This window comes from Micromonospora sp. NPDC047465 (genome assembly GCF_040643125.1).
Lineage (GTDB): Bacteria > Actinomycetota > Actinomycetes > Mycobacteriales > Micromonosporaceae > Micromonospora.
Genome location: NZ_JBEYTP010000043.1, coordinates 1 through 21,258 on the forward strand (window position 1 = coordinate 1; position 21,258 = coordinate 21,258).

At 74.6% G+C, this 21,258-nt stretch carries 25 protein-coding genes; 9 read left to right on the top strand and 16 right to left on the bottom strand.

Annotation, left to right across the window (positions count from 1 at the left end; translation table 11 throughout):
• Positions 1 to 679, bottom strand: a 679-nt coding sequence (locus ABZ793_RS28325) for a malic enzyme-like NAD(P)-binding protein (RefSeq protein WP_357462330.1), incomplete at its 3' end; no start/stop codon positions are given.
• 140 nt (positions 680 to 819) lie between these two features.
• Positions 820 to 1,170: a S24/S26 family peptidase gene (locus ABZ793_RS28330; protein ID WP_357462332.1), complete on the bottom strand. Its 351-nt coding sequence runs from the start codon at positions 1,168 to 1,170 to the stop codon at positions 820 to 822.
• A gap of 85 nt (positions 1,171 to 1,255) precedes the next feature.
• Here ABZ793_RS28330 and sodN point away from each other — a divergent pair, with 85 nt between their 5' ends.
• From sodN to ABZ793_RS28345, 3 genes are all read left to right on the top strand, one after another.
• Complete coding sequence (gene sodN, locus ABZ793_RS28335) at positions 1,256 to 1,660, top strand: superoxide dismutase, Ni (RefSeq protein WP_357462334.1); 405 nt, start codon at positions 1,256 to 1,258, stop codon at positions 1,658 to 1,660.
• A gap of 62 nt (positions 1,661 to 1,722) precedes the next feature.
• On the top strand, positions 1,723 to 2,241 hold the full coding sequence (locus ABZ793_RS28340) for a GNAT family N-acetyltransferase (RefSeq protein ID WP_350704149.1): 519 nt from the start codon (positions 1,723 to 1,725) through the stop codon (positions 2,239 to 2,241).
• Positions 2,242 to 2,265: 24 nt separating this feature from the next.
• Positions 2,266 to 2,673, top strand: coding sequence for an ATP-binding protein (locus ABZ793_RS28345; RefSeq protein WP_350703755.1), 408 nt, complete (start codon positions 2,266 to 2,268; stop codon positions 2,671 to 2,673).
• A 53-nt stretch (positions 2,674 to 2,726) separates the two neighbouring features.
• Here ABZ793_RS28345 and ABZ793_RS28350 read toward each other — a convergent pair whose 3' ends face one another.
• A complete protein-coding gene (locus ABZ793_RS28350) occupies positions 2,727 to 3,116 on the bottom strand; it encodes a hypothetical protein (RefSeq protein WP_357462337.1) in 390 nt (129 codons plus the stop codon).
• 43 nt (positions 3,117 to 3,159) lie between these two features.
• Between ABZ793_RS28350 and ABZ793_RS28355 the strand changes: the two genes are divergently transcribed.
• Together ABZ793_RS28355 and ABZ793_RS28360 are read left to right on the top strand one after the other, a co-directional pair.
• Positions 3,160 to 4,110 (top strand): diacylglycerol kinase family protein, encoded by a 951-nt coding sequence (locus ABZ793_RS28355; protein ID WP_357462340.1) that lies wholly within the window; start codon positions 3,160 to 3,162, stop codon positions 4,108 to 4,110.
• Positions 4,111 to 4,559: 449 nt separating this feature from the next.
• Complete coding sequence (locus tag ABZ793_RS28360) at positions 4,560 to 4,817, top strand: WhiB family transcriptional regulator (protein ID WP_007072794.1); 258 nt, start codon at positions 4,560 to 4,562, stop codon at positions 4,815 to 4,817.
• A 97-nt stretch (positions 4,818 to 4,914) separates the two neighbouring features.
• On the opposite strand, the gene ABZ793_RS28365 is transcribed toward ABZ793_RS28360, so the two are convergent.
• From ABZ793_RS28365 to ABZ793_RS28380, 4 genes are all read right to left on the bottom strand, one after another.
• The gene (locus ABZ793_RS28365) at positions 4,915 to 5,655 is read right to left on the bottom strand and encodes a CbiX/SirB N-terminal domain-containing protein (RefSeq protein WP_357462435.1); all 741 of its coding nucleotides are present in this window, start codon (positions 5,653 to 5,655) and stop codon (positions 4,915 to 4,917) included.
• A 62-nt stretch (positions 5,656 to 5,717) separates the two neighbouring features.
• Positions 5,718 to 6,503, bottom strand: coding sequence for a phosphoadenylyl-sulfate reductase (locus ABZ793_RS28370; RefSeq protein WP_357462342.1), 786 nt, complete (start codon positions 6,501 to 6,503; stop codon positions 5,718 to 5,720).
• On the bottom strand, positions 6,500 to 6,658 hold the full coding sequence (locus ABZ793_RS28375) for a hypothetical protein (protein WP_350703763.1): 159 nt from the start codon (positions 6,656 to 6,658) through the stop codon (positions 6,500 to 6,502). Before ABZ793_RS28375 ends, ABZ793_RS28370 begins: the two co-directional genes overlap by 4 nt.
• Positions 6,655 to 8,370, bottom strand: coding sequence for a nitrite/sulfite reductase (locus tag ABZ793_RS28380; RefSeq protein WP_357462345.1), 1,716 nt, complete (start codon positions 8,368 to 8,370; stop codon positions 6,655 to 6,657). Before ABZ793_RS28380 ends, ABZ793_RS28375 begins: the two co-directional genes overlap by 4 nt.
• Positions 8,371 to 8,778: 408 nt before the next feature.
• On the opposite strand from ABZ793_RS28380, the gene ABZ793_RS28385 reads away from it, so the two are divergent.
• A complete protein-coding gene (locus ABZ793_RS28385; RefSeq protein ID WP_357462438.1) occupies positions 8,779 to 10,233 on the top strand; it encodes a glycosyltransferase family 39 protein in 1,455 nt (484 codons plus the stop codon).
• Positions 10,234 to 10,353: 120 nt separating this feature from the next.
• Here ABZ793_RS28385 and ABZ793_RS28390 read toward each other — a convergent pair whose 3' ends face one another.
• Together ABZ793_RS28390 and ABZ793_RS28395 are read right to left on the bottom strand one after the other, a co-directional pair.
• A complete protein-coding gene (locus ABZ793_RS28390; RefSeq protein ID WP_357462348.1) occupies positions 10,354 to 11,913 on the bottom strand; it encodes a histidine kinase N-terminal domain-containing protein in 1,560 nt (519 codons plus the stop codon).
• Between the two features lie 25 nt (positions 11,914 to 11,938).
• Positions 11,939 to 12,970, bottom strand: coding sequence for an SIS domain-containing protein (locus tag ABZ793_RS28395; protein ID WP_350704155.1), 1,032 nt, complete (start codon positions 12,968 to 12,970; stop codon positions 11,939 to 11,941).
• A gap of 188 nt (positions 12,971 to 13,158) precedes the next feature.
• Here ABZ793_RS28395 and ABZ793_RS28400 point away from each other — a divergent pair, with 188 nt between their 5' ends.
• The gene (locus ABZ793_RS28400; RefSeq protein ID WP_357462351.1) at positions 13,159 to 14,985 is read left to right on the top strand and encodes a tetratricopeptide repeat protein; all 1,827 of its coding nucleotides are present in this window, start codon (positions 13,159 to 13,161) and stop codon (positions 14,983 to 14,985) included.
• 6 nt (positions 14,986 to 14,991) lie between these two features.
• Here the strand turns inward: ABZ793_RS28400 and ABZ793_RS28405 are convergent, their stop codons facing one another.
• A complete protein-coding gene (locus ABZ793_RS28405) occupies positions 14,992 to 16,581 on the bottom strand; it encodes an MDR family MFS transporter (protein ID WP_357462353.1) in 1,590 nt (529 codons plus the stop codon).
• Between the two features lie 110 nt (positions 16,582 to 16,691).
• Between ABZ793_RS28405 and ABZ793_RS28410 the strand changes: the two genes are divergently transcribed.
• Positions 16,692 to 17,285: a TetR family transcriptional regulator gene (locus tag ABZ793_RS28410; RefSeq protein WP_357462356.1), complete on the top strand. Its 594-nt coding sequence runs from the start codon at positions 16,692 to 16,694 to the stop codon at positions 17,283 to 17,285.
• 48 nt (positions 17,286 to 17,333) lie between these two features.
• On the opposite strand, the gene ABZ793_RS28415 is transcribed toward ABZ793_RS28410, so the two are convergent.
• On the bottom strand, positions 17,334 to 17,843 hold the full coding sequence (locus ABZ793_RS28415; RefSeq protein WP_357462359.1) for an N-acetyltransferase: 510 nt from the start codon (positions 17,841 to 17,843) through the stop codon (positions 17,334 to 17,336).
• A complete protein-coding gene (locus tag ABZ793_RS28420; RefSeq protein WP_176737378.1) occupies positions 17,840 to 18,061 on the bottom strand; it encodes a biotin/lipoyl-binding carrier protein in 222 nt (73 codons plus the stop codon). The genes ABZ793_RS28415 and ABZ793_RS28420 overlap by 4 nt, the downstream gene beginning before the upstream one ends.
• Before the next feature lie 253 nt (positions 18,062 to 18,314).
• Here ABZ793_RS28420 and ABZ793_RS28425 point away from each other — a divergent pair, with 253 nt between their 5' ends.
• A complete protein-coding gene (locus tag ABZ793_RS28425) occupies positions 18,315 to 18,449 on the top strand; it encodes a hypothetical protein (RefSeq protein ID WP_357462361.1) in 135 nt (44 codons plus the stop codon).
• 105 nt (positions 18,450 to 18,554) lie between these two features.
• Here the strand turns inward: ABZ793_RS28425 and rsrA are convergent, their stop codons facing one another.
• The 4 genes from rsrA to ABZ793_RS28445 all read right to left on the bottom strand — a co-directional run bounded on the left by rsrA (position 18,555) and on the right by ABZ793_RS28445 (position 21,124).
• Entirely contained in the window at positions 18,555 to 18,842 is a 288-nt protein-coding gene (gene rsrA, locus ABZ793_RS28430; protein WP_350703776.1) for a mycothiol system anti-sigma-R factor, read from the bottom strand.
• Position 18,843: 1 nt separating this feature from the next.
• Positions 18,844 to 19,668, bottom strand: a complete 825-nt coding sequence (locus ABZ793_RS28435) for a sigma-70 family RNA polymerase sigma factor (RefSeq protein WP_350703778.1) — start codon at positions 19,666 to 19,668, stop codon at positions 18,844 to 18,846.
• Positions 19,669 to 20,034: 366 nt separating this feature from the next.
• The gene (locus tag ABZ793_RS28440; RefSeq protein ID WP_357462365.1) at positions 20,035 to 20,649 is read right to left on the bottom strand and encodes an alpha/beta family hydrolase; all 615 of its coding nucleotides are present in this window, start codon (positions 20,647 to 20,649) and stop codon (positions 20,035 to 20,037) included.
• Positions 20,650 to 20,731: 82 nt separating this feature from the next.
• Positions 20,732 to 21,124: a WhiB family transcriptional regulator gene (locus ABZ793_RS28445; protein ID WP_350683209.1), complete on the bottom strand. Its 393-nt coding sequence runs from the start codon at positions 21,122 to 21,124 to the stop codon at positions 20,732 to 20,734.
• Positions 21,125 to 21,258 lie beyond the last annotated feature (134 nt).

The window sequence follows — 21,258 nt, forward strand, 5'->3', positions numbered from 1 at the left end:
GGCCGATGATGCCCTTGGAGTCGCAGACCACCACCTGGTCCGGGTCCACGCCGCCGGCGACCAGCATCTTCGTCACCGCCACCCCGGCGGCGCCGGCGCCGCTGACCGCCACCCGCAGGTCGCCGAGCTTGCGGTTGAGCAGCGTGGCGGCGTTGCGCAGCGCGGCGAGCACGACGATCGCGGTGCCGTGCTGGTCGTCGTGGAAGACCGGGATGTCCAGGGCCTCGTCGAGCCGGCGCTCCACCTCGAAGCAGCGCGGGGCGCTGATGTCCTCCAGGTTGATCCCGCCGAACGACGGCGCCAGCGCCCGCACCACCGCGACGATCTCGTCCACGTCCTGCGTGTCCAGGCAGACCGGCACGGCGTCGACGCCGGCGAACTGCTTGAACAGCACCGCCTTGCCCTCCATCACCGGCAGCGCCGCGCGCGGGCCGATGTTGCCCAGCCCGAGTACGGCCGAGCCGTCGGTGACGACGGCCACGGTGTGCGCGGCCCAGGTGTAGTCGTCGGCGACGCCCGGGTCGGCGGCGATCGCCTCGCAGACCCGGGCCACACCCGGGGTGTACGCGAGGGAGAGGTCCTCCCGGCTGGTCAGCGGGACGGTCGAGGCGACGGCCATCTTGCCGCCCCGGTGCAGCCGGAAGACGGGATCAGCGGGGTCCACGATGGACGATGACATGGTGACTCCAGGATCTGTCGAGCAGACGGAGCGGCCGGCGCGGGCGCGAGGTGAGGCGCCCAGCGGCGACACGCGGTGCGGGGGTCACCCGGGCACGCCCCGAGCATAGTGTCGCCCCCGTCACACCGATGTGAGCGGGGTCATAACCGACGCCGACGCACCCGTCCGGGGCGGGGCCAGTAGCGCGCCACCACCCGGCCCCGCACGTCGGCCACCCCGTACGCCCGGGAGTCGTCGGTGACGAGGTCGTTGTCGCCGGTCAGCCACCAGCCGCCGTCCTCGGCGCGGACCGCGCGCTTGACCACGAGCAGCTCGGGGCGGCTGCGGAACACCGCGACCACGACGTCGCCGGGACGGACGGCCCGCCCGCCGGGGCGGACCAGCACCGCGTCGCCGTGCCGCAGCGTGGGCGACATGGACGGACCGGTCACCAGCACGGCGGTCAGCGGCCACCGCAGCCGGGGTGCCCCTGCCGGGTGAGCCGCCCCCATCGGTTTCACCTCCACCCGGCCTCTCGGCACGCGTCCAGGAGTAATGTCGTGTTGGATCATCGCAAACTTCCCATGGAGGATCCTGATGCGACTTCCACGCATCCTTACGCCCCGCGTGACCGCCAGCGCCCACTGCGACCTGCCCTGCGGCGTCTACGACCCGGCCCAGGCCCGGATCGAGGCCGAGTCGGTGAAGGCGATCTGCGAGAAGTACCAGGCCAACACCGACCCGGAGTTCCGCACCCGCGCCATCCTGATCAAGGAGCAGCGCGCCGACCTGGTGAAGCACCACCTGTGGGTGCTCTGGACCGACTACTTCAAGCCGGCCCACTTCGAGAAGTACCCGCACCTGCACCAGCTGTTCAACGAGGCCACCAAGCTGGCCGGCGCCGCCGGCGCGAAGGGCGGCACCGACCCGGCCAAGGCCGACGAGCTGCTGCAGAAGATCGACGAGATCTCCAAGATCTTCTGGGAGACCAAGAAGGCGTGAGCCTCGCCGGTCCGCCGACGATCCGGCCGGCACGTCCCGGGGACGTGCCGGCCGTCGTCGCCATGGTGCACGAGCTGGCGGCGTACGAACGCGCCGCCGACGAGTGCCACCTCACGGAGGAACAGCTCACCGCCGCCCTGTTCGCGACTGCTCCAGGTCGCGGCGCGGCGTCGGACGCGCCGAGCTGGAGCAGTCGTAGCCCGGCCCCGGCGCTCTACGGGCACGTGGCCGTCGACGCCGACGACGAGCCGGTGGGCTTCGCGCTGTGGTTCCTCAACTTCTCCACCTGGGCCGGGGTGCACGGCATCTACCTGGAGGACCTCTACGTCCGCCCGGCCGCCCGGGGCACCGGCGCGGGGCGGCTGCTGCTGGCGACCCTCGCCGCGATCTGCGTGGAGCGGGGCTACCAGCGGCTGGAGTGGTGGATGATCGACTGGAACCCGGCCGCCGGCTTCTACGCCTCGATCGGCGCGCGGCAGATGTCCGAGTGGGTCCCCTACCGGCTCAGCGGGGACGCCCTGGCCGGCCTGGCCGCGCAGGCACGTGGCGGCCCCCACACGTCCGGGCGGCCGAGCGGGTAGAGTCCCCGACCGGGGGGATGAGTGGTGACTCAACTGACCGGGCAGCCGACGACCGACGACGACGTCGTGCACCTCACCGTGCCCGCGGACGGGGGCTACCTCGGGGTGTTGCGTACCGCCACCGCCGGGCTCGCGGCGCGGCTCCAGTTCGCCCTCGACGAGATCGAGGACCTGCGCATCGCCGTGGACGAGGCGTGCGCCATGCTGCTCGCCATCGCCACCCGCGACGCCGAACTCGACTGCCGCTTCGCGGTCACCGACGACGCGCTCACCGTCGAGGTGACGGTGCCGACCGTCCGGGGCGCCACGCTGCCGGCGGAGTCGTCGTTCGCCTGGAAGGTGCTCACCGCGCTCACCACGTCGGCGTCCGCGAGCGCCGCCGACGGCCGGGCCACCATCTCGCTGCTCACCCGGCGCGCCTCCGGGTACTGAGCCGACCGCCCCGGCGGTGCGCCGCCGGGCGCTCCGGCAGCCCCGGCGGGGCGTCACTCGAAGCCGAGGGCCCGCGTGGTCGGGGTGCTCACCAGCAGCGCGGTGACGCCGAGACCGAGCGCCATCAGCGGTACGCCGAGCCAAGCCACCCCACCCTGGACCATGAACCACCCCACCGGCAGCAGCATGAGCTGAAGCACGATCGCCGGGGCGCGGGCGCCCGCCCGGCGCCGGGCCAGCGCGCCGCCGAGCGCCCAGAGCGCCGCCGCCGCACCGACCGCGAACGCGGTCACCAGCAACGCCGAGGTGAGGTCGGTGGTGGCGGCGGTGAGATCGGCCCAGACCAGCCACGCGGCGACCAGCCCCACGGCGACCGCCTCGCCCCGCAGCAGCCGGACCGCCCAGCGGAGGGTGACGGGAATCGGGTCCGAGTCGATGGTCACGCGCGCCACGATACCCGGGCTACCGCGCGGTACAGTGCCGCCCATGCGGGCCGTCCTGGTGGTCAATCCGAAGGCCACCACCACGAGCGAGCGCAGCCGGGACGTGCTGGTCCGGGCGCTGCGCAGCGAAGTCGACCTCTCCGTGCGCTACACCCGCCGGCGCGGGCACGCGACCGACCTCGCCCGGGAGGCGGCCGAGGAGGGCGTCGACGTCGTCGTCACGCTCGGTGGCGACGGCACGGTCAACGAGGTGGTCAACGGCCTGATGACGGCCGAGCCGCCGACCATGCCGGGCGCCGCCTCGCCGGCCGAGCGGCTGCCCGCCCTGGCGACCGTGCCCGGAGGCTCGACGAACGTCTTCGCCCGGGCGCTCGGCCTGCCCCGGGACTGGCCGGACGGGGCCAGCATGATCCTGGAGGGCCTGCGGCTGGGCCGGTACCGGACCATCGGGCTCGGCCGCGCCGACGACCGCTACTTCACCTTCTGCGCGGGCTTCGGCGTCGACGCGGCGGTCATCCACCGGGTGGAGCAGGCCCGCCGGCGGGGTCGGGTCTCCACCCCCGCGCTCTACTTCCGCGCCACGGTCGCCCAGTACTTCCTCAACTCCGACCGACGGCATCCGGCGATCAGCCTGGAACGGCCGGGCGAGCCGGCGGAGGGCGAGCTGGCCACGGTCATCATCCAGAACACCGCGCCGTGGACGTACCTGGGCGACCGGGAGGTCAACCCGAACCCGGAGGCGTCGTTCGACCTGGGCCTGGACGTGTTGGCGCTGCGGCAGCTCCGGGTCGCCAGCACGACACGGACGGTGACGCAGTTCTTCGCCCGGACGCCCGACCCGCACGGCCGCCAGGTGCTGCAACTGCACGATGTCGCGGAGTTCACCCTGCTCTCGGCCCGCCCACAGGCGTTCCAGCTCGACGGCGACTACCTCGGCGAGCGGGAGAAAGTCAGATTCACATCCATCCCCGCCGCACTGAGAGTAATCTGCTAGGTCTCGGGTACTGCCGTAGGTCGACGCGGCGACGACCGCACCGACCGGAGCGGCCGCCACACCGAGAGGCAGGTGCCGGAAATGTCAGCAATGTCACGCGGACTGTACTATATTGATCCTCGACTGTGGTACGCCGGGTAACCGGGAAGACGCCGGAATCCGGACAAATGGGTTGTGGGCTTGCTCACCGCCTGGAGTTTTTCCGAGCGCCACCCTTGACATCCCGAGCGTTCGTGAAAGTATTCACAAGCGAACTTGAGTTACCGGGACATTGCCTGGATATGCTCGGCAGGTTGAGCTGTTCCAGCAGGTCCGCAGGGCCAACAACAGCCTGCTCACGCACTGCCGAATAAGCGGACGCGAACCGTCACCGTCGGCGCTGCGGATGCATATAGGAAAAGCACCAAAGCAATATCTGCCACCCACCCAGAATGAGGAGTGTTGCCGCCATGGACTGGCGTCACCATGCTGTCTGCCGCGACGAGGACCCGGAGCTGTTCTTCCCGATCGGGACGTCCGGACCGGCTCTCCTGCAGGTCGAGCAGGCCAAGGCCGTCTGCCGGCGCTGCTCCGTGACCGACCAGTGCCTGCAGTGGGCGCTGGAGTCCGGTCAGGACGCTGGCGTCTGGGGCGGGATGAGCGAGGAGGAGCGGCGCGCCGTGAAGCGCCGCGGTGGCCTCCGGGTGCTGCGCGCTCACTCCGCCTGATCCCACGCACCACAGCTGCACGCCCCGGCCGGGTCCGCCCGCCGGGGCGTCTCGCTGTCCGCACCCCGCTCACGTACCCACCGGGGCGCCTTTCCGATCACGGGCGGGCCGTGACCCCGGCCACCCCGGCGGCGGCGTCGACGCGCCGCAGGACCAGGTCGGCCAGCTCCGGGGCGTCGGTCAGCGGGGCGGACACGGCCACCGCGCCGGCGTCCCGCGCCGCCCCGGCCACGGCGTCGTGGAAGAGGCCGGGAGCCAGGAAGTACGCCGATACCGCCACCCGCCGGGCGCCCCGGGCACGTAGCCGGGCCACCGCCGCGTCGACGGCCGGCGGGGCGGCCGAGGCGTACGACACCCGGGTGGGCACCCGGAACCCGGCGCGCAGCGCGGCGGCCACCCGCCCCACCGACCCGCGCGCCCGGGCGTCCCTCGTGCCCGCGGCGGCGAGCACCAGCCCGTCGAACCGCCCCGGCTCCGCCTCGCCCAACCGCCGGCGCAGGCCGGCCAGCAGCCCGCCGTCGACCTCGCCGTCGGCGGGGCCGAGCACGGCGGTCACCCGTACCGCGATCGGCGGCCCCGCCGCGCGGGCCGCCGCCACCGCCGCCGGGATGTCCACCCGCCGGTGGTACGCGGCGGTGAGCAGCAGCGGCACCAGCACCGCCCGGCGATGCCCGGCGCCCGCCAGGTCCCGCAGCACCGCGGCCGGTCCCGGCTCGGTGTGGTCCAGCCAGCTCGCCAGCACCGGCGTGCCGGGCCGGGCCGTCGACACCGCCCGGGCCAGCGCCAGGGTCGCCTCGGCGGCCCGCGGATCCCGGCTGCCGTGGGCGACCAGGACCACGGGGTCGGCCGCCCCCCACGGCCCGGGCGCCCCCGGTGCGGGAGCGGCCGGGCCCGGCCCGGTCAGACGTGCAGGCCGCACTCGGTCTTCTCGAACATGGCCCACCGGCCGGCCCGCGGATCCTCCCCCGCCTTCGTGCGGCGGGTGCAGGGCCAGCAGCCGATCGAGCCGTAGCCCTGCCTGAACAGCTCGTTCACCGGCACGTTCCAGCGGGCGACGTAGGCGTCCACGTCCGCCTGCCGCCAGGCCGCGATCGGGTTGACCTTGACCTTGCCCCGGCGGGCGTCGAAAGTCACCACCGGCGTGTTCGCCCGGGTCGGCGACTCGTCCCGGCGCAGCCCGGCGGCCCAGGCGTCGTACCCGGCCAGCGCCCGCTCCAGCGGCTCGACCTTGCGGAGCTGGCAGCAGTCGTCGGGGGACTTGTTGAACAGCCGGGGGCCGTACTCGCCGTCCTGCTGGCCGACGGTCAGCCGCGGCCGGATCGACCGGACGTTCACCGGCAGCGTCCGGGCCACCTCGTCGCGGACCTTCAGCGTCTCCGGGAAGTGCAGGCCGGTGTCGAGGAAGACCACGTCCACCCCGGGGGCGACCCGGGAGACCAGGTGGGCCAGCACGGCGTCGGCCATCGAGCTGGTGACGCAGAACCGGTCGCCGAAGGTCGCGGTCGCCCAACGGGCGATCTCCAGCGCGGGCGCGCCCTCCAACTCCCGCCCGGCCTCCTCGGCCAGCGCGCGCAGCTCGTCCGGGGCGCGACGCGCCGGGTCGGCCGGCTTCGGGCCGCCGACGCCGACCAGGCCCAGGCCCGCCGCGGAGACGAGGCCCGACGGGTCGCCCGTGCCCCCGCTCACCGGGCCACCGCCCGGCCGAGCAGGCCGGTGAACCTCACCGAGAACACCCGGGCGCAGGCGTGGCACTCCCAGGCGCCGTGGCCGGCCTCGCTCGGCCGCAGGTCCTCCTCCCCGCAGTAGGGGCAGTACAGCGGCGCGGAACGGGTCTCGCTCATCGGAGTTCCTCCTCGTCGACCCTGATCACCCAGTTGGCGAACGTCTCGCCGGCATCCCGCCCGGCCAGGTAGCGCCGGGCGAGGCGTTCCACGTACTCCGGAAGCTCCTCGGCGGTGGTCTTCAGGCCGCGCAGCTTGCGGCCGAAGCCGGCGGTCTGCCCCTCGGCCATGCCGAGCCCGCCGCCGAGGTGGACCTGGAAGCCCTCCACCTGGCGACCGTCCGGGCCGACCACCAGCTGGCCCTTCAGGCCGATGTCGGCGACCTGCGTGCGGGCGCAGGCGTTGGGGCAGCCGTTGAGGTGGATGGAGATGTCGGCGTCGAAGTCGCGCAGCCGCTCCTCCAGCCGGGCCACCAGCTCCTCGCCCCGGGCCTTGGTCTCGACGATGGCCAGCTTGCAGTACTCGATGCCGGTGCAGGCCATCGTGCCGCGCCGCCAGGCCGACGGCTGCGCCTCCAGGCCGATCCCCCGCAGCTCCCGCACCAGCGAGTCGGTCCGCTCCGGCGCCACGTCCAGCACCAGCAGCTTCTGGTACGGGGTGAGCCGCACCCGGTCGCTGCCGTGGGCCTCGACGACGTCGGCCAGCCGGGCGAGCTGCCCGCCGGAGACCCGCCCGACCACCGGGGCGGCGCCGACGTAGTTGCGCCCGTCACGCTGCGGGTGCACGCCGATGTGGTCCACCGGCCTGTCGGGCAGCCGTGGGGCCGGCCCGTCGAGCAGGGCGCGGCCCAGGTACTCCTTCTCCAGCACCTCGCGGAACTTCGTCACGCCCCAGTCGGCGACGAGGAACTTCAGCCGTGCCCGGTTGCGCAGCCGGCGGTAGCCGTAGTCGCGGAAGATGCCGACCACGCCGGCCCAGACGTCCGGCACCTCGGCCAGCGGCACCCAGACGCCGAGCCGCTGGGCAAGCATCGGGTTCGTGGACAGCCCGCCGCCCACCCAGACGTCGAAGCCCGGGCCGTGGTCCGGGTGCTCCACGCCGAGGAACGCGATGTCGTTCGCCTCGTAGGGCGTGTCGACCAGCCAGGAGATGGAGGTCTTGAACTTGCGCGGCAGGTTGGAGAAGTCCTTCTCGCCGACGTACCGGCGGACGATCTCGTCGACCGCCGGAGTCGGGTCGACCAGCTCGTCGCGGGCGACACCGGCCACCGGGCTGCCCAGCACGACCCGGGGGCAGTCGCCGCACGCCTCGGTGGTCTGCAGGCCGACGGACTCCAGCCGGCGCCAGATCTCCGGCACGTCCTCGACCCGGACCCAGTGGTACTGGATGTTCTGCCGGTCGGTGATGTCGGCGGTGTCCCGGGCGAACTCGCGGGAGATCTCCGCGACCACCCGCAGCTGCGCCAGGCTGAGCTCGCCCCCGTCCACCCGGACCCGGAGCATGAAGAACTCGTCCTCCAGCTCGTGCGGCTCCAGCACGGCCGTCCGGCCGCCGTCGATGCCCGCCTTGCGCTGCGTGTAGAGGCCCCACCAACGGAACCGGCCGCGCAGATCCTGCGGATCGATCGAGGCGAACCCGTGGTGGGCGTAGATGTTCTCGATCCGGGCCCGCACGTTCAGCGGGTCGTCGTCCTTCTTGATCCGCTCGTTGGCGTTGAGCGGCTCGCGGTGACCGAGTGCCCACTGGCCCTCGCCGCGCGGGCGGCGCGGGGTCCGGGCCGGTCGGGGGGCCGTCGGGTCACCGGCCCGGGCCGGGATGCTGCTGACCGCCATGGCGGCGTCCTCCGTTGTCTGGGGTGCCTCGGGACGCGCGAACGCGGCGGCCGGCCCGTCGGGACGGGCTGGGGACAACGGTGTCGGAACAGCCGGCGCGGGGGCGCGCCCGAGACAGATTGGTCGGGCGTCGTCAGTGGGCCGGACAGATGGCGCTGCGCACGCGGCCGTAGTCGACGTGGCGGCGGGCCACGAAGCGGCGGACGACGGCGGCGGTCATGGAGTCATGCTGCCACACCGGGTAGGGGCCGGCCAACGAACGCGTGCGTGATCCCACATCACGGGCGACGCGCCCCGGGAACGACGCCGACGACTGATCCGTGGACCGGCACAACGGCACGGCCCGACTGTGTGACGCTGCGATATGTGACCGGTTCTTCTGATTTGTCTGCCGGCGGTCCGGGCCGGCTGACCGCGCCGCCGCCCGCCGGCGACGCGCCCGGCGGGCCGGTCCGCGCGCCCCGCCTGGTCTGGGTCGGCCCGACGCTGGCCACCCTGGCCGTCGTGCTGACCGGGATCGGCCACGCGCAACCGTGGCGCGACGAGTTGGCCACCTGGAGCGCGGCGACCCGGTCACCCGGGGACCTGGTCCGGCTCGCCGGCACCATCGACGCCGCGACCGGCCCCTACTACCTGTTCATGCACGCCTGGGTGGCGCTCGCGGGCGACTCGGTCGCCGCGCTGCGGCTGCCCGCCGCGCTGGCCATGGCCGCCACCGCCGGGTTGACCGCCGTACTCGGGCAGCGGCTGGTCGGCACCCGGGCCGGGCTGGTCGCCGGGCTGCTCCTCGCGGTGCTCCCGGGCACCTCGCGGTACGGCCAGGAGGCGCGCCCGTACGCGCTGGCCGCGTTCTTCGCGGTGCTGGCGACCCTGCTCCTGGTCGAGGCGCTGGCCCGGCCCGGATGGCCCCGCTGGGCCGCGTACGCCGCCGCCGTGGCCGCCCTCGGGCTCACCCACCTGGTCGCGCTCACCCTGCTCGCCGCGCACGCGGTGGCGGTGCTCGCCGCCCACCGCGAGGGCCCGCCGAGCCGCCCGCTGCGCTGGGCGATCGCCCTGGTGCCGGCCGCGCTGCTGGTGACCCCGCTGGTGCTGCTGGCCAGGGGTCAGCGGTCCCGGCAGCTCGACTGGGTGGACACGGTCCGGCTGACCGACCTGACGGCGTTGCCGGGCGGGGTGGCGCAGAGCGGCGTGGTGGGCGGGCTGCTGGTGGGGTTGGCGGCCCTCGGGGCGGCCGGGCTCGGCCGGCGCGCCCTGCTGCCCGGGTGCGCCGTGCTGCTGCCGGTGCTGCTGCTCTTCGCCGCCGGCGCCGTCGTGCCCCTCTGGGTGTCCCGCTACCTGTTCTTCGTCGTGCCGTTCGGCTGCCTGCTGGCCGGCGCGGCGCTCGCGGCGGTGCCGCTGCCGCCCGCGTTGGCCGTGGTGGCCCTGGCCGGCCTGCTCGGACTGCCCGACCAGGCGGCGCTGCGGCGGACGCACGAGTGGCCGCGCAGCGCCGCGGTCGACTACCGCGGGGCGGCCCGGGTCGTCGCCGACGGCCAGCGGCCGGGGGACGCCGTCGTCTACTCGCCCCGCGAGAGCTGGCTCTTCCTCGACCTCGGCCTCGGCTACCACCTGGGCGACCGCCGCCCCCGGGACGTGCTGGCCACCGAGGACCAGGCCCGCCGGGGCGACCTGTGGGCCGCCGAGTGCAGCCAGCCGGCCGAGTGCCTGGCCGGCACACAGCGGGTCTGGCTGGTCGTGGCCGGCCGCCGCGACGACCCGCTGGCCGCCGTGCCGGGCGCCAAGGGCGACGCGCTGCGCGCCGGCTACACCGTCGAACGGGTCTGGCAGCGCCCCGGCCTGACCGTCGCGCTGCTCACCCGCTGACCCGATCCCGGGCCCGCGGGTCCCCGCCGGCCGGCCGCCGCGTCGTCGCCGCCGGGACCGGCGGGGACGAGTGGCGCGGCGGCGGGACGACGACGGTGACCGGGCCCGCCCCGCGGCGGGTCAGCCGGCGGCGCGGCCCTCCGGGGCGCTGCGGGCCAGCGGCACGACGAGCGTCGCCTCGGTGCCGCCGTTCGCGCCGTCGCGCAGTTCGATCGTGCCGCGCAGCTCGCCGGTCACCAGCGCCCGGACGATCTGCAGACCGAGGTTGCCGCCCCGCTCGGCGTCGAAGTCCGGCGGCAGCCCGCGCCCGTTGTCGGTCACCGAGACGTGCAGCATCTTCCGGAACCGGTGCGCCGACACCACCACCTCGGGCGCGGCGCCGACCGCGCCGGCCGCGTCCGGCGCGGCCACCGCCTCGGCGGCCGGCGGGAAGCCGTGCTCGACGGCGTTGAGCAGCAGCTCGTTGAGGACCATCACCAACGACGTGGCGACCTCGGCGGGAAGCACCCCGAAGCTCCCCGTCCGCCGCATCCCGACCGTCGACTCGGCCGCCGCCACCTCGGTCGCCGCGCTGGCCACCCGGTCCACGATGCCGTCGAACTCGACCGCCTCGTCGCTGGACAGGGAGAGGGTCTCGTGCACCAGCGCGATGGAGGCGACCCGGCGTACCGACTCCTCCAGGGCGACCCGGGCCTCCGGCATGGACACCCGGCGGGCCTGGAGGCGCAGCAGGGCGGCGACGGTCTGGAGGTTGTTCTTCACCCTGTGGTGGATCTCCCGGATGGTGGCGTCCTTGGTGATCAGGGCGCGGTCGCGGCGGCGTACCTCGGTGATGTCCCGGACCAGCACCAGCGCGCCGATCGGCACCCCGGCGGGCATCAGCGGCAGCGCCCGGGTGAGCATCGTGGCGCCGCGGGCGTCGATCTCCCGACGGGGCGGCGCCTCGCCGCGCAGGGCGGCGAGGATGCCGTTCGCCGCGTCCGTCCCCTCCAGCGGGTCGCCGGCCAGCCGGCGGTGCAGCGCCGCCAGGTCCTCGCCCACCAGGTGCGAGGCGTAGCCGAGCCGCCGGTACGCCGACTGCGCGTTCGGGCTGGCGTAGGTGACCTTGCCGCCGGCGTCGAGCCGGACCAGCCCGTCGCCGACGCGGGGCGCCGAGGTGGTCTCCCCCGGGTGGCGCGGCGGCGGGAAGGTGCCGTCGGCGATCATCTGCGCCAGGTCGTCGGCGGTGGTGAGGTAGTTCAGCTCCAGCTGGCTCGGGGTGCGCGCGGTGGAGAGGTTGGTGTCCCGCCCGACCACGGCGACCACCTCGCCGGCCTCGCCGTCGGTCGTGCGCAGCCGGACCGGGATCGCCTCGTGCCGGGCGGGCACGTCGCCGTACCAGACCGGGTCGCCCTCCCGCCAGATCCGGCCCTGCCGGTGGGCCACCTCCAGGTGGGCCACCTCCGGCCCGCCGACGATCCGCCCCACCTGGTCGTCCAGGTACGCGGTGGGGGCGGTCGTCGGCCGGACCTGGGCGACGCAGAGGTACGTCCCGTCACCGTCCACGGGCACCCAGAGCAGCAGGTCGGCGAAGGACAGGTCGGACAGCAACTGCCAGTCGCCTGCGATCCGGTGCAGGTGGTCGATGTCGGCCGGACGGAGGAGGGTGTGCTCCTCGGCGAGGTCGCGCAACGTGGACACGCTGACCAGCGTGCCACGCCGGGCGTCACATCGTCGCGGTGACCTTCTTCAGCCCCCGCGGCGCGTCCGGGTCCTCGCCCCGGGCCAGCGCCAGCGCCAGCGCCAGGCGCTGCAGCGGCAGGATGTCCAGCAGTGGGGCGTACCGCTCGTCGACCTCGGGGACGGCCATCCGGGTGGCTCCCTCGACGTCGGCGGAGCCGACCACCACCACGTCGGCACGGCGCTCGCCGAGCCGGGGCAGCACCTCGCCCATCGACCGGCCGCCCGGCCCGGAGCCGACCACGGCGAGCACCGGCACGTCGGGGTCGGTCATGGCGAGCGGGCCGTGCAGCAGGTCGGCGCCGGAGAACGCCAGCGCCGGCAGGTAGGAGGTCTCCATCAGCTTCAGCGCGGCCTCGCGGGCGGTCGGGTACGCGTACCCCCGGCCGGTGGTGACGAGCTGGCCGGCGAACCGGTAGCGGGGCGCGAGCTGGGCCGGGGTGGGGTCGTCCAGGGTGCGGGCGGCCAGCTCGGGCAGGGCGGCGAGCGCGTCGCGCTCGTCGGCGGGCAGCGCGCCGTCGCCGGCCCGGATGCCCTCCACGAGCATCAGCAGGGCGAGCAGCTCGGCGGTGTACGTCTTGGTGGCGGCCACCGCGCGCTCGTGCCCGGCGGCGATGTCGACGCTCAGCTCGGCGACGTCGGCCAGCGGGGAGTCGGGCGCGTTGGTGACGGCCAGGGTCAGCGCGCCCGAGGCGCGGGCGGTGCGCAGCACCTCGGCGAGGTCCGGCGAGCCGCCGCTCTGGCTGACGCCGACGACCAGCGCGTCGGAGAGGTCCGGCCGGGCGCCGTAGACGGTGACGGCGCTGGGCGAGGCGAGCCCCGCGGGCAGGCCGAGCCGGATCTCGGTCAGGTACGCCCCGTAGAGGGCGGCGTGGTCGGAGGTGCCCCGGGCGGTGAAGACCACGTGCCGGGGTCGGCGCTCCGCGATGACCGCCGCCACCCGGGCGATCGGCCCGGCGTGTTCGGCGGAGAGCAGCCGGGCGTAGCCCGCCGGCTGCTCGTCGATGTCGGCGGCCATGCCAGCCCCTGCACGCGTCACGGAAACTCCTCCCACTGCGCGGTTGCCGCGCGTTTCCTGCTCAGTCTTGCATCTTTGATCTGGTCAGAGCAATCGAACGAGCAGGAGTGCGCAGTTGATCACCGCGTCGGTGCAACATCACCTAGGCTTGCCCGGCCCACCGGAGCACCGACGAGTGAGAGGACGCCGTGGCCGAGGACGACCGGGCGCTGCCCGCGGCGGAGGAACTTGCCCTCGCCCGGCTCGCCATGGACTCCGGCGACCTGGAGCACGCGGCCGGGCACGTCGCCGCCGCGCTCGCCCAGGCCCCGACCCTGCCCGAGGTGCACGAGACGCTCGCCCGGCTCGCCGCCGCCGACGGCGCCGGCGGCGTGGACCTCTTCCCTCTGCACCACCACGCCTTCGTCGGCGCCGTGGTCGCCCGCGCCCACCTGCTGGCCGCCGCCGGCCGGCCCGCCGAGGGGCTGGACCTGCTGGTCGCCGCGACCGGGCACGCCCCGGGGGCGGACTGGGCCGGCGTGCCCTGGGTGACCGCGCCGGAACTCGCCGAACGCCTCGAACCGGACCGGACCGCCCGCATCCTGATGCAGGTCTGCGCCGCCGTGCCCGACCCGGCGCCCCGGGCCGACCGGGCGGCGCTGGCCCCCTACCTGGCGCTGGCCCGCAACGCGGTCACCGTCCACGCCGAGCACGGCCTGCTGCTGGGCGCGGCGTCCGCGCTGGCCCGGCGGGTCGGCGAGGTCGCCCTGGCGGTCCGCTGGGCCGCCCGGGGCGTACGCGCGGAGCCGTCGAAGATCGGCGAGGTGTGGCTCGGGTACGCGTACCGCAGCGCCGGCCGCACCCGGGAGGCGCTGGCGGCACTCGGCCGCGCCGTCGCGCACGACCCCGACGACCTCGCCGTGTACGCCGACATCGCCGGCACCCTCGCCGACATCGGGCGGCTCGACGAGGCGCTCGACTGGATCGACCGGGCCCTCGCCCGGGATCCCACCTTCGACTGCGCCGTGCACACCGCTCACCGGCTGCGGCACCAGCGCGACGGCGACGTGGCGCACCTGGTCGCGCTCGCCGACTTCGTGCGGGACCACCCGGACGACTCGCACGAGCACGGCGACCTGGCCGAGTGCTGCCGCGGCCGGGCCTGGCTCGGGCAGGTGACCCCGGCGGCCGGGGCGGTGGTGGACGCGCTGCGTCAGGCCGTCGCCGACGACCACGGCGGGGTCGGCGCCGCCGTGCTGCTGGACTCGCCCGCACCGCCGAGCGCGCTGCGTACCGTCGCCACGGCCGTGCCGGCGCTGCGGGTCGAGGTGACCGGCGTGCCGGAGCCGGACCCGCGCGAGCCCCGGCGGGCGGACGCCCGGCGGCTCTGGCGCTGGGAGGGGACCACGGTCGCGCCCGCGGTGCCGGCGCCCTCGGCGGAGGCGACCGCGCGGCTGCGGCAGCTCGCCCACCCGGCGTGGCCGCACCCCCCGGCGGCGTACGACGCGGCGGTGGGCCTGGCCACCCTGGACCTGGCCGATCTGGTCGGCCTGCTGGCGCACCCGCCGGACGCGCCGCCCACCGCGCTGGGCCGGGTGCTGGGGCAGGACCCCTCGCTCTGGGTGCGCTGCGTCCAGGTGTGGGCCTGCCTCGGCCTGCTGCACCACCGCACGGACGAGCCCTGGGCGACCTCGACCCGCCGACGGGTGCTGCTGGACCTTGTCTGGGGCGTCGAGGACTGGATCACCGAGGCGGCACTGTTCGCCATGGTCACCGCCGCCTGGGTCGACCCGGCGGTGCGCCCCGACGTGGCGCGGGTGGTGGCCGAGCGGCTGGCCGACGTCGCGGCGGTGGCGCGGCTGCGCCCGGTGCCCGTCGCGGTGTCCCTGGCCCACCTGGCCCTGGCGACGCCGGCCCTGGACGCGGAGACGACGGCCCTGGCAACCTCCCTGGTCGCCAGGGCCGTGGTTCCCCGCCCCCGCTCCGGCCTGCGCCGCCTCTGGCGCCGCCTCACCGGCCCCTTCCGACGGCCCTGAAGCGGGTCAGGCGACGGGTGCCTTGCCGAGGGCGGCCTCGGCCTGGCCCTCGCCGGCGCCCTGCGGGGCCGGCGGCTCGTTGGCGGTCCGCAGCGGGATCTCCTTGATGAACCAGGCCAGCACCGGCACCGCCACGGTGAACAGCACCGCCCACCAGAAGACGTGCGAGATCGCGTCGGCGAGGCCACCGAGCACCATCTCCCGCGCCTGCGCCGGCAGGTCCTTGAGCCCCGCCAGGTCCATCGCGGCACCGGCCTCGCCGCCGCCGCTGAACGCGCCACCGGCCGGGGAGCCGGCCAGCCGGTTGGCGAAGATCGCGCCGAACAGCGAGATGCCGAACGAGCCGCCGATCGAGCGGAAGAACGTGGCGGCGCCGCTCGCCGCGCCCAGGTCCTTCTGCGCCACGCTGTTCTGCGCGATGAGCATCGAGGTCTGCATGAGGAAACCCATGCCGACGCCGAGCACGATCATGTAGAGCGAGGACTCCAGCTTGCCGGTGTGCGCGTCGAGCAGGGTCAGCAGCGCCATGCCCGCGGTCATCACCACGCCGCCCACGATCGGGTAGATCCGGTACCGCCCGGTCTTCGTGATCGCGCGACCGACCACCAGCGAGACCACCAGCATGCCGAACATCAGCGGAAGCAGCAGCAGCCCGGAGTTCGTCGCCGAGGCGCCCTGCACGGTCTGCTGGTACAGCGGCAGGAAGTTCATCGCGCCGAACATCGCGAAGCCGAGCAGGAAGCCGATCACGGAGATCAGCGCGAAGTTGCGGTTGGCGAAGAGCCCGAGCGGCAGGATCGGTTCGGCGGCCCGCCGCTCGACCAGACCGAAGACCACCAGCGCGACCACGGCGAGCGCGGCCAGGCCGAGGATCTGCGGCGACACCCACGCGTACTCGTTGCCGCCCCAGGTGGTGACGAGCACGATCGCGGTGATGCCGACCGAGAGCAGCCCGGCGCCGAGCCAGTCGATCCGGTGTTCGGTGCGGTACTTCGGCAGGTGCATGGTCGTGGCGAGGACCAGCAGCGCGACGCCGCCCAGCGGCAGGTTCACGTAGAACGCCCAGCGCCAGGAAAGGTGGTCGGTGATGAAGCCGCCGACCAGCGGGCCGGCCACCATCGCGATGGCCATGATGCCGGCGATCATGCCCTGGTAGCGGCCCCGCTCCCGGGGCGGCACCAGGTCGCCGATGATCGCCATCACGCCGACCATCAGGCCGCCGGCGCCGAGGCCCTGCACCGCCCGGAAGGCGATCAGCTCGACCATGCCGTCGCCCGGCCCGCCCAACAGGTCGGAGCCGGCCATCCCGCACAGCGCCGAGCCGACCAGGAAGACGACCACCGAGGTGAGGAAGACGGACTTGCGCCCGTAGAGGTCGCCGAGCTTGCCCCAGATCGGGGTCGAGACCGTGGTGCCCAGCACGTACGCCGTCACCACCCAGGTGAAGTGGTCGAGCCCCCCGAACTCGCCCACGATCCGCGGTAGCGCCGTGCTGACGATCATGTTGTCGAGCATCGCCAGCATCATGGCGATCATCAGGCCGAAGAGCACGACCCGCACGTTGGGTCGTGCCGGTTCCTGGCTTGCCTGCGTCATGGGTAAGCTCCCCCGAGATGTGCCGCACTTACTTGCCGCCCGGCTAGTTAACTTACTAGCCGCACGGTAAGTTGGGCGGCAGGACCGGTCAAGCGAATTGGGTGGCACACGTGAGGGAGAGCACAGGCGGCACGCGGGAGCGCATCAAGTCCGTCGCGCTGGAGCTCTTCACCGAGCAGGGGTACGAGAAGACCTCGCTGCGCGAGATCGCCGAACGGCTGAACGTGACGAAGGCCGCGCTCTACTACCACTTCAAGAGCAAGGACGAGATCATCAGCAGCGTCGTCGAGGACCGGCTGGAGCTGATGGACGGCCTCATCGCCTGGGCCGAGTCGCAGCCGGCGAGCCGGGACACCCGGCGCGCCGTGATCGGCCGGTACGCCGACGCCATGTTCGCCGGCGACGAGCCCTCGGTGATGCGGTTCTTCGAGCAGAACCAGACCGTGCTGAAGAGTCTCGCCGCCGGGCAGCAGATGCGCGGCCGGATGCTGCGGCTGGCCGAGATGCTCTGCCGGGGAGACGACTCGCCCGCCGCGCAGCTCCGCGCGATCCTGTCGCTCTTCGCCGTGCACAGCAGCTGGTTCGCGATCCGCACGCCGGGCATCACCGACACGGAGCGGAGGAGGCTCGCGCTGGAGATGGCCGACGAGTTGCTCGCCCCCATCGGGACCGGGCGCGACGCCGCCGCGACGGAGGCGCCCTGACGCCCGCCGGCCCCGGCGACACGCCGGCCCGGCCCGGTCCGGGCCGGATCAGGCGGCGGTGAGCTCCAGCCGGAGGGCGAGCAGTTCCACCCCGGCCAGGGGCGACCAGTCCAGCTCCGGCACGCGCACGAAGCCCCGGCGCCGGTAGAGCCGCTGGGCGGAGGCGGCGAAGCCGTGGCGGACGCAGATCATCACCGCCGAGCAGCCCAGCTCGGTCGCCCGGGACACGCACGCCTCGACCAGGGCCGCGCCGACGCCCCGACCCTGCGCGGCCGGGTCCACGGCCAGCATCCGGAACTCCGCCTCGCCCGCCCCGGACAGCTCCGCGTACCGGGTGCCGGGGAGGACGAACGTCACCGATCCGAGCACCGCGCCGGTCGCCTGGTCGACGGCGACGAGGACCTCGCCGTGCTCCGACCGGACCGCCACGTCGGCGAGCACGGCGGCGTAGCCGTGCTCGCCCTTGAGCTGGCCGTCGGCCTCGTACGCGGCGACCGTCAGCCGGGCCACCGCCGCGAAGTCGGCCGGCCCGGCACGCCGCACCGAGAGGCCCGTCAATCGATCACCGCGATGAGGTCCCCGTCCTGCACGACGTCACCCTCGTTGACCGCGAGCTGCTTGACGACACCGTCGGACTCGGCGACGACCGGGATCTCCATCTTCATCGACTCCAGGATCACCAGCGTGTCCCCCTCGGACACGGTGTCCCCGGCCGACGCGACGACCTTCCAGACGTTCGCCACCATCTCGGCGCGGATCTCCTCGGCCATTTCCACGGCCCCTTCTCTCGCGTGTTGCCTGCCGACGTATCCAATCATGCGGACGCCCCGCGGCGGGCGTGGAGCGGTCGCGTCCGGATGATCCACTGTCGGGTCGGCGTGCCGCGGCGTCCCGCCCGGCCGGGATGCGGCGACGCGGCGAGGCGACCGGCGTGTCGCGCGGCGCGCGTACGGCCGGCCGCCCCGGCGCACCACGGCGGGTGCCGGCAGCACTAGCATCAGCGGGTCGGACCCGGCGCCGGGAGGACCGGTGCGTACACCGGCGCCGAGGTCGTGCGCAGGCGGATCCGACCATCACGAGGAGGTCACCATGGCGAAGAAGGCCCGGAAGAAGAAGGCCCGGAAGAAGAGCGGCGCCAACCACGGCAAGCGCCCCAACTCCTGATCCGGCGGCCGGGCCCACGGCCCGGCGTCGATCAGCCAGCGAAACGCCGGTGGCCCGGGTCGTCTCCGACCCGGGCCACCGGCGTTGCTGTCGGTGCCGCCGGCCTCAGTCGGCCAGCTCCCGCGACTCGCTGTTCTCGAACACGACCAGCTCGGTCAGCCGGACCCGGAGTCGCTCCCGCAGCTGGTCGGGCGCGGTCTCGTTGCCGCAGCAGCGGGCGACCAGCGCCCTCACCTCCTGCTCGATGCCGTACTCGCGCAGGCACGGCCCGCACTCGTCGAGGTGGTAGCGGATCAGCGTGCGCCGCTCCTCGGCGCACTCCAGATCCAGGTAGAGGTAGACCTCCGCCAGCACCTCACGGCAGTCCGTCTCGTGCGGTTCCCCACAGCTCACGTCACACCTCCCGGCCGGCGGCAGCGGTTGAGCCCTTCTTCGACGACGCGGCGGTGAAGCCCCGCTCCGCGGCGTACTGCTCAAGCAGCTTGCGCAGATTACGTCGACCCCGGTGCAGCCGCGACATCACCGTGCCGATCGGCGTGCCCATGATGTCGGCGACCTCCTTGTAGGAGAAGCCCTCGACGTCGGTGAGGTAGACGGCCAGGCGGAACTCCTCCGGCAACTGCTGGAGGGCCTCCTTGACGTCGCTGTCCGGCAGCCGGTCCAGCGCCTCGGTCTCGGCCGAACGCAGCCCGCTGGAGGTGTGCGACTCGGCCTCGGCGAGCTGCCAGTCGGTGATCTCGTCGGTCGGCGCCTGGATCGGCTGGCGCTGCCGGCGGCGGTAGGAGTTGATGTAGGTGTTGGTCAGGATCCGGTAGAGCCAGGCCTTCAGGTTCGTGCCCTGCTCGAACTGGTGGAAGGCGGCGTACGCCTTCAGGTAGGTCTCCTGGACCAGGTCCTCCGCATCCGCCGGGTTGCGGGTCATCCGCAGGCCGGCAGCGTAGAGCTGATCGACGAAGGGCATCGCGTCCCGCTCGAATCGGGCCCTGCGCTCGTCCGTCTTCTCGGTGGTCAACCGCACATCCCCTCGCGTCGGATGCTTTCCCGCCGAGGATACGCGCACAGACCTGCCCACAGATTCACTTCCGGCGGGTGTGCTCGTGCTCACCGCGGCCACGCCGACCGGCGGCGCCGTCGCGGGCCAGTCCGGAGCGCCCAGCAACTGCCGCAGCTGCCGCGCTCCCCGCTCGTCCCGTTCCCGGGCCTGCGTCTCGATCGGCACCCGGTCACCCCCCTCGCCAGAAATGTCGTCCGGGGGGTGCAACGGCACGGACGGGCGGGGCATTCCGGCCGGGCCTCCCGTTCCTGGTCCCGGCCCCGGCGGGACGCCGACGCTGGGACCAGGAAGGGCCTGGGAGGACCGGCGCCGCCGCCCGAACCGGGCGTCCGGCGCCATCCGATGCAACGACCCGCCGCGGCCACCGGACACGGCCGGCCGGAGCGTCGCCCCGTCCCCGGGGCGCGTCCTCGCCCGCCCGCGGCGCGTCGGCCGCCCACGACCGGGCCGCGCCGAGCGGGGCCGGACGGAGGCTCGCGCCCACGAGCGGCGGGGCGGAGGGCGCGCGGGACGGTAAATCGCGCGCCGGGATCAGGGCCGCGCCCAGCCCCGCTCGCGCAGCCAGTCGCGCACCGCCGCGGCCGTGCCGGTCGGATCGCCCCGCAGGTCGTGCCGCTCCCCGGGTCGGGTGACCACGCGCACCGCGGGCCCGGGCTCCGGCACCCCGAACGGGTCGCGGTCGCCGTTGACCACCAGGGTCGGCAGGCCGGTCGCCAGTTCCGAGGCCCGGGACCGCTCCGGGCGGCCGGGCGGGTGCAACGGGAACGCGAGCGCGACCACACCGGCGGCGCCGACCGCCCGCGCCGTGCGGCAGGCCACCCGCGCGCCGCTGGAGCGGCCACCCACCAGCAGGGGTACGCCGGGATGCCGCTCCCGCAGCACGGCGAGCACGGCGGTCCACGCCTCGTCGAGGTGCCCGGCCGGAGCCGGGGCGCGCCGGCCGGCCACGCGGTACGGCTGGGTCACCCGTGCCACCACCAGGCCCGCGCCGGCCGCCGCGTCGCGGAGCGCGAGCAGGTCGGGGGCGTCGACGTCACCGCCCGCGCCGTGGCCGAGCGCCAGCACGGCGGTCGGCGGACCGGTCGGCAGGTCGGTGGCGACGCGGGCGGGCCCGCGCGGGGTGGGTAGCTCGTCGGTCTGCGGCACCAGCCCATTCTGGGGCGTCCGGGACACGACGCCGGGCCGGCCCGCGTGATCGCGGGCCGGCCCCGGCCGGCTCAGTCGACGGTCAGCTCAGCGGCACCAGCGTGAGCAGACGGTCCCGGACCGGCGGACCCGCCTCGTCGGCGGCGTCCGGATCCGGTTGCACCTCGTCGCGCCAGGCGACCAGCATCGCCCGCCGCTCGCGCGGGGTCGTGCCGCCCCAGACGCCGTGGCAGTCGCCCACGTCCAGCGCCCAGGCCAGGCAGGAGCCCTGCACGTCGCAACTTCGGCAGAGCGCGACAGCCGCGTCGGCCGGCTCGTTCGGCGCCGGAAAGAACGTTTCCGGGTCGACACTCTGACAGGTTCCTCTGGTCCGCCAAGCCTCGTCCTGTCGCCGCTCCCGCAACGCCCGCAGCAGTCGCGGATCTCGTCGTGCGGCGGCCACCTCGTGCGGGCGGGGCATGCGTGCCCGTGTCATCCACCCACCTCCCCCGTGGGACCGGCAAGATCGGTGAGCGTCGTCCGCCCCGTGCGAGTCGCGCCCACTACCGGCGCTGTGTTCTATCGCACTTACGGACACGGGGACAAGCCTCTACGGCAAATACGGGTAAA

Coding starts and splice junctions, on each gene's coding strand:
- ABZ793_RS28330 (WP_357462332.1), bottom strand. CDS start 1,170: ATGGGGGCGGCTCACCCGGCAGGGGCACCCCGGCTGCGGTGGCCGCTG.
- sodN (WP_357462334.1), top strand. CDS start 1,256: ATGCGACTTCCACGCATCCTTACGCCCCGCGTGACCGCCAGCGCCCAC.
- ABZ793_RS28340 (WP_350704149.1), top strand. CDS start 1,723: ATGGTGCACGAGCTGGCGGCGTACGAACGCGCCGCCGACGAGTGCCAC.
- ABZ793_RS28355 (WP_357462340.1), top strand. CDS start 3,160: ATGCGGGCCGTCCTGGTGGTCAATCCGAAGGCCACCACCACGAGCGAG.
- ABZ793_RS28360 (WP_007072794.1), top strand. CDS start 4,560: ATGGACTGGCGTCACCATGCTGTCTGCCGCGACGAGGACCCGGAGCTG.
- ABZ793_RS28375 (WP_350703763.1), bottom strand. CDS start 6,658: ATGAGCGAGACCCGTTCCGCGCCGCTGTACTGCCCCTACTGCGGGGAG.
- ABZ793_RS28380 (WP_357462345.1), bottom strand. CDS start 8,370: ATGGCGGTCAGCAGCATCCCGGCCCGGGCCGGTGACCCGACGGCCCCC.
- ABZ793_RS28395 (WP_350704155.1), bottom strand. CDS start 12,970: ATGGCCGCCGACATCGACGAGCAGCCGGCGGGCTACGCCCGGCTGCTC.
- ABZ793_RS28405 (WP_357462353.1), bottom strand. CDS start 16,581: ATGACGCAGGCAAGCCAGGAACCGGCACGACCCAACGTGCGGGTCGTG.
- ABZ793_RS28445 (WP_350683209.1), bottom strand. CDS start 21,124: ATGACACGGGCACGCATGCCCCGCCCGCACGAGGTGGCCGCCGCACGA.